Raw genomic sequence first — 6075 nt, 5'->3', positions numbered from 1 at the left:
CGGCCGGGCATCGTGCACCGGCTGGACAAGGACACCAGCGGGCTGCTGCTGGTCGCCAAGAACGACCACGCCCACGCGGCCCTCTCACGCCAACTGGCGCAGCGCAGCATGGCGAAGCGCTACCTGGCGCTGGTCGTTGGCACGCCGCGCCCGCCGCTGGGCGTAATCGACGCGCCAATCGCCCGCAGCCTCAACGATCGCAAGAGGATGGCCGTGCGCGGCGACGGGCGCCCGGCGCGCACCCTGTACCAGACGCTGGCGAGCGGCCATGGCTTCACGACAGTGCTCGCCCGCCTCGAAACCGGGCGCACGCACCAACTGCGCGTACACTTCGCCGCAATCGGCTGTCCGATCGCCGGCGACCCGATCTATGGCGCCGCAGGTGGGCCGGCGGACCGGCTCTGGCTGCATTCCTGGCGCCTGGCTTTCGCTCGGCCGAGCGACGGCCAGCGCATCACGCTCGAAGCGCCGCTGCCCGACGAATTGCTGGCTGGCTGCCCCGTGGACAGCGGGCGTATGCTCGATCGAGCGCGCAGGCAGATGAGGGCTGAGTAGAGAGCAAAATGCCGTAGCCGCGTACCTCTTGTGAGGCACACCGAGGTGACCCGATGACTGTCCGCGTTCGCATCGCGCCCAGCCCCACCGGCGAGCCGCACATCGGCACGGCGCGCACAGCATTGTTCAACTGGTTGTTCGCCCGGCATCACGGCGGCCAGTTCGTCGTGCGCATCGAAGATACGGATCGCAACCGGCTGGTGCCCGGCGCGGTCGAGTCGATCCGGCAAATGCTGCGCTGGCTCGGGTTGGAGCCCGACGAAGGACCGGCGGTGGGCGGGCCGTTCGGGCCGTACTTCCAGTCGGAGCGCCTCGATCTCTATCGAGCAGAGATCGCGCGGCTGCTGGCCGACGGTGGCGCCTACCACTGTTACTGCTCGCCCGAACGCCTCGCAGAGGTGAATGCGGAGCGGCAAAGGCAGAAGTTGCCGCCCGGCTACGATCGCCATTGCCGTAATCTTTCCCCAGAGGAGCGCGCGGCCGCCCAGGCGAGCGACGTGACGCCGGTAGTGCGCTTCGCGGTGCCGCTCGACGGCCTCACCATTGTCCACGACGCGATCAAGGGCGAGGTCGAGTTCGAAAACGGACTGCTTCAAGACGCGGTGCTGATCAAGTCGGATGGCTATCCGACCTATCACTTCGCCGTGGTGGTGGACGACCACTACATGCAGTTCACGCACGTCCTGCGCGGCGACGAGTGGCTGCCCAGCACGCCACTGCACTTGCTGATTTACCGCGCGCTGGGCTGGCAGCCGCCGATCTTCGCTCATCTGCCGCTGATCCTGGGCAAGGACCGCTCCAAGCTGAGCAAACGGCATGGCGATACGGCCTTCAAAGCGTTCGTGGAGGCAGGTTACCTGCCGGACGCGCTGGTCAACTTTCTTGGCCTGCTCGGCTGGGCGCTGGACGACAAGACCGAGATCATCAGCCGCGAGCAGTTCGTCGAAAACTTCGATCTAGACGGCGTTTCCAAGAGCCCCGCCGTCTTCGACTTCGACAAGCTGCGCTGGATGAACCGCGAGTACATCTATGCGCTGCCCGAAAAGCGCTTCGCGACACTGGTAGAAGAATGGCTGCTCAAGGATCTTCCGGACGAGCTGGCCCAGCGCGTGACGCCGGAGATCGTGCGCAGCATCGCGCCGGAACTGCAGACGCGGATCGATCTCCTTTCCGAAGTGGCGCCGAAGCTACGCTTTCTCTTTGAAGACGAGGTGATGTACGACCGGGCCACGCTGCTGGGCAAGCGCTTCGCCGAGCGGCCGGAGGAGGCCCTGTTCACGCTCGAAGAGATCGCCGCGGAGCTTGAGGATGTCGAAGACTGGGAGAAGGACGCAATCTGGGCCGCGGTTAGCCGCGTCTTCGAGCAGCGCACGCTGAAGCCGCGTGAGGCGGCGCCACTGCTCTACGTCGCGATCACGGGAGCGCCGCAAGGCGTGCCGGTCAATGCTGCGATGGCCGCGCTGGGCAAGCGCCGCAGTTTCAAGCGCATTAAGGCGGCTGTGAGCCTGCTCACCGACTGACGCGGCACCGGCGATGCGAGGGCGGCGATATGGCTGAGACAGCTGAGGCGCCGGGGCTGACTCATCATTATGAGACGGTCAACGGCATCCGCATGCACTGGGCGGAGCAGGGCCGCGGGCCGCTTGTGCTCCTGCTGCACGGCTTCCCCGAGTTCTGGTACTCCTGGCGGCACCAGTTGCCGGCGCTGGCCGCGGCCGGCTTCCGCGCCGTCGCTCCGGACCAACGCGGCTACAACCTGACCGAGAAACCGGCGGGGATCGGCGCCTACGCGAGCGAGTACCTGGTCGAAGACGTGGCCGACCTGATTCGCAAGCTGGGCGAGGAGCAGGCGGTCATCGTCGGGCACGACTGGGGCGGCGGCGTGGCCTGGCTGTTCGCCATGCGCCACCCGGAGTTGACGCGCCGCCTGGCGGTGCTGAACTGCCCGCATCCCGCGGCGATGCAGCATGCGCTGCGCCGCAACCCGCGCCAGATGCTGCGCAGCTGGTACATGCTCTATTTCCAGATCCCAAAGCTGCCGGAGCTCGGTTTCCGCGCGGGCAATTACCGCTCGATCGAGCGGGCCTTGCGTGGCTGGGCGCGGCCCGGCACCTTCAGCGACGACGAGATCCGTGCCTACAAGGAGGCCGCGGCGCAACCCGGCGCCCTGACGGCCGCGATCAACTGGTACCGCGCCGCCGCCCGCGAGTTCCGCCGCGAGCGCCCCATGCCCCTGATCGAGACGCCGACCCTGCTGATCTGGGCGACGAACGACCGCGCTCTGGGCGTGGAGCTGACACATGGCATGGAGCGCTGGGTCGGCGACCTGCGTATCCGCTACATCCCGCGCACGAGCCACTGGGTGCAGCAAGAGCAACCCGGCCTGGTGAACCGCTACTTGCGGGAGTTCCTCTCAGACGTGCGCATCGCCCCGCCGTCCGGCTGACTCCGTCGTGCCGGGTGCTTCAACGGCGCTGCCGTGGTCTTGCTTGAAGCCGACAAGCATCCCGCTCGCCTGCCATGGTTGCTGCTACGCATCGCTGCCCACCGCCTCCGCGCCGGACCCGGCGGCCACCTGGCCACGCCGCGCCGCCGCCAGGTAAACGACGCCCGCGACGACGAAGGCGACGACGCCCGACAAATCCGCGCCGTGCAACTGGTGCTTCGACAGCGGGCTCGTCCACAGCGGGCTGTTGATGAACGGAGTCGCTGCCGCCGTGCCGATCGCCCAGGCGAGCAGCGCCGTCGGACTGAACCCCGCGGAGAACCAGTAGCGCGGGCCGCGGCGCACCAGATCCGTGGGTTCAATGCGTTTGCGGACGAAGAAGAAATCGGCCAGCACCACCGCCGCCCAGCCCGGCGCCCAGACGTAGGTGAGCAGCAGGAAGTTGGTGTACTGCGTCTGGAAGTCCGACTGGAAGAGGGCGATGTACGCCAGCACGCCGCCGAGCACGCCGCAGACCAGAGCTGCACGCCAGCGCGAGAGCGGCAGGCCGATCGCCAGCGACGAGAGGCCGGCGGTGTAGACATCAAAGTAGTTGCCCCAAACCATGCCGATCGCGACATAGAGCAGGAAGGGGATGCCGATCACGCCCGGCAAGGCATTGACAATCGTATCCTGCAGCCCGTTGGGATCGCGGTTCGGGTCGATCGTCAGAAGCAGGACGCCGAGGATACTGAGCAAGATCGTCGATGCCGCTATGCCGCCACCCGCGAACAGCGTCACGCGACGCCGCTCGGCACTCGGCGACAGATACCGCGAGTAATCGCTGGCGAACCCGTACCACGAGGCGATCAAGGCGAAGACGACGCTCGCGCCGAGGATGAATGCACCCGCGTGGTCGGCGCCATGGATCTGCGCGGCGGCGCCGAAGTCGATCTTCGGAACGAGCCAGACAAAGACCAGCGCGGCGAAGGCGACAAACACGATTGCGCCGAAACGCTCGAATACGCTGATCGTCTGGTGACCATACACAGCCACGACCATCGAAGCGCCCACAATCAACAACAGAAGGATCGCCTCGAGCGGCTTGCTGTTGCTCACGCCGGCCTTACCGAGCAGCGCGATCAGCGCCTGCGTGCCGATCACGCTGTCCACCGCGAACCAGCCGATCGCCAGGAAGAGCGTGAACAAGCCGCCCAGTGCGGCGCCGCGCATGCCGAAGGTCGCGCGCGATGCGACGACTTGAGAGGTGCCCGTGTGCGGGCCGATCACGCTCAGCAGACCCAGCACCACGGCTGCCAGCACGCCGCCGATCACGATGGCCACGATGGCGTCGCCGGTGCCCAGGGCGATGCCGTTCAGCTTGAGGGCGGCGATCAGCAACGCGCCGGTGAAGATCGAGGTGAAGTTCGCCTGGGCCGCCGCCCAGAGCAGGAAGAGGCCGCCGGGCGTGCCGTGCCGGTCGGCCAGCGGGATCGGGTCGAGCGCATGCTGCTCGATGCTGAGAAAGTCATCTGCCGGAACGCCGCGAACGTCCAGCGGACCGGCGCCGGCCGCCTCCGTGGCCATGGCCTGCCTCCCTGCGAAGCTGGCCTCACGGGCAGGCTCGGCACGGTGCTGCCGGCTGGTTCTGGGTGGGGAACGGATTGCGGCCTTCTTCCTGCGCCGGCATTACCCGGATCAGGTTCGACGGTCGGCGGCGACTCGGCCACCCTCTCAGCCCGGCTTCCCGAGCTCCCGTGAGCGTCTTCGGTTGTAACGGGGCACGTGGCGTGCCCAGATCAGGTAACAGCGTGACTGTACGGCGCGACTGCGAGCGCTGTCAATGACACAGCGGCTAGCAGGCGCTACCCCGAGGCGGCGGCCTGCGGCTCTGCCGGCGCCACGAAGGTGATCTCCAGGAAGCCGTCGCGCAGCGTGGCGCCGGCGGCTTCGAGCGGCGCCAGCACGCGCGGCAGGGCGATCTCGCGGCGGATGTTGCCCACGTCGACGAACAGCTCGTCGCCGCGCTTCGCCATGTTCAGCCGCTCGGCTTCGACGTTGGGCATGGGAATGCGCATGCGGTAGCCGCCGTCGATCGGCTCGATCACCTGCGTCGGGCCGCGGTGCAGCACCGCCGTCGGATCGCACCGGCCGAAGAGGCTCTCCGCCAGGTCGTCGAGAGCCGCGAGACCGATCACCTCGCGGGCGTGGCGCGGGGCGCGCAGGATCGGCAAGGGGCGGAAGCTGTCTTCCACCCAGCGGATGTAGCCCTGCTGCTGCTGCCAGAGCTGCTGCATGAAGGGATCGTCCGACTGCGGCTGCGGCAGGATCTGGTTCAGCACCACGGCGTCGATCGGGTAGCCGAACAGATTCAGATAGGTCTGCGCTCGCAAGGCCTCTTTCACCACCATACGTTCCGGGTTCACCACCAGGCGGTAGCTGGAGACCTCCGGATCTACCAGGGTGACGCGCAGGTCCTTGACCAGGCTGGAGAGGTCCCCGGCGTAGTCGAGGAAGCCCCCTGCGTCGCCGATCACACTTTTCGCCAGCGGCCGGGCGATGCGCGGAATCTTCTTGCCAAGGTTCTGGACGCGCTCGATGTACCAGGGCAGTGTCTCCGGCACGCTGAGCAGCCGGATCGTTTCGCCCGTGGGCGCGGCGTCGACGAAGACGGCGTCGTAACTGCCGCTCTTGCTCAGCTCGTTCACCTGGGCCAGCGCCACCAGCTCGTCCATGCCGGGCACGATCGCCAGCTCTTCCGAAGCGACGGCGTCGAGCCCCTCCCGCTGCAGGACCGCATTGAGCCGCGGCCGCACTTCGTGCCAGCGCCGCCGCATCTCGGCGACGACGTTGATCTCCTGGCCCCAGAGGTTAGCGGCGATCGGCACCGGCTCATCGCCCAGCGGCCGGTCGAGCACATCGGCCAGGCTGTGGGCGATGTCGGTGCTGACCACCAGTGTGCGGTGGCCGAGCGCGGCGGCACGGACGGCGGAGGCGGCCGAGGTCGTCGTCTTGCCGACGCCGCCCTTGCCGAGATTAAGCACAATGCGCACGATTTGGGCTTCCTTCACGCACGGACCCCAAGCGGCCCGCGG

General features: G+C 67.7%; 5 protein-coding genes and 1 riboswitch. Of the genes, 3 read left to right on the top strand and 2 right to left on the bottom strand.

The window, feature by feature from the left end:
* The 3 genes from VKV26_04030 to VKV26_04020 all read left to right on the top strand — a co-directional run.
* A partial coding sequence (locus VKV26_04030) for an RluA family pseudouridine synthase (protein HLZ69059.1) occupies positions 1 to 555 on the top strand: 555 nt, incomplete at its 5' end.
* Positions 556 to 608: 53 nt separating this feature from the next.
* Complete coding sequence (gltX, locus tag VKV26_04025) at positions 609 to 2075, top strand: glutamate--tRNA ligase (protein ID HLZ69058.1); 1467 nt, start codon at positions 609 to 611, stop codon at positions 2073 to 2075.
* Between the two features lie 29 nt (positions 2076 to 2104).
* Positions 2105 to 3001, top strand: a complete 897-nt coding sequence (locus VKV26_04020; protein HLZ69057.1) for an alpha/beta hydrolase — start codon at positions 2105 to 2107, stop codon at positions 2999 to 3001.
* An 84-nt stretch (positions 3002 to 3085) separates the two neighbouring features.
* On the opposite strand, the gene VKV26_04015 is transcribed toward VKV26_04020, so the two are convergent.
* Together VKV26_04015 and VKV26_04010 are read right to left on the bottom strand one after the other, a co-directional pair.
* Complete coding sequence (locus tag VKV26_04015) at positions 3086 to 4567, bottom strand: cytosine permease (protein ID HLZ69056.1); 1482 nt, start codon at positions 4565 to 4567, stop codon at positions 3086 to 3088.
* A gap of 71 nt (positions 4568 to 4638) precedes the next feature.
* Positions 4639 to 4749, bottom strand: a riboswitch (TPP riboswitch).
* 96 nt (positions 4750 to 4845) lie between these two features.
* Entirely contained in the window at positions 4846 to 6033 is a 1188-nt protein-coding gene (locus VKV26_04010; GenBank protein HLZ69055.1) for a TRC40/GET3/ArsA family transport-energizing ATPase, read from the bottom strand.
* Positions 6034 to 6075 lie beyond the last annotated feature (42 nt).

It is taken from the genome of Dehalococcoidia bacterium, from assembly GCA_035310145.1.
Taxonomy (GTDB): Bacteria; Chloroflexota; Dehalococcoidia; order CAUJGQ01; family CAUJGQ01; genus CALFMN01.
Note: the sequence above shows the minus strand (reverse complement) of the source record. Positions and strands in the feature narration are given on the sequence as shown.

Excerpts from the sequence above, each read along its gene's own strand:
- gltX (HLZ69058.1), top strand. The coding sequence starts at position 609 with ATGACTGTCCGCGTTCGCATCGCGCCCAGCCCCACCGGCGAGCCGCAC.
- VKV26_04020 (HLZ69057.1), top strand. The coding sequence starts at position 2,105 with ATGGCTGAGACAGCTGAGGCGCCGGGGCTGACTCATCATTATGAGACG.
- VKV26_04015 (HLZ69056.1), bottom strand. The coding sequence starts at position 4,567 with ATGGCCACGGAGGCGGCCGGCGCCGGTCCGCTGGACGTTCGCGGCGTT.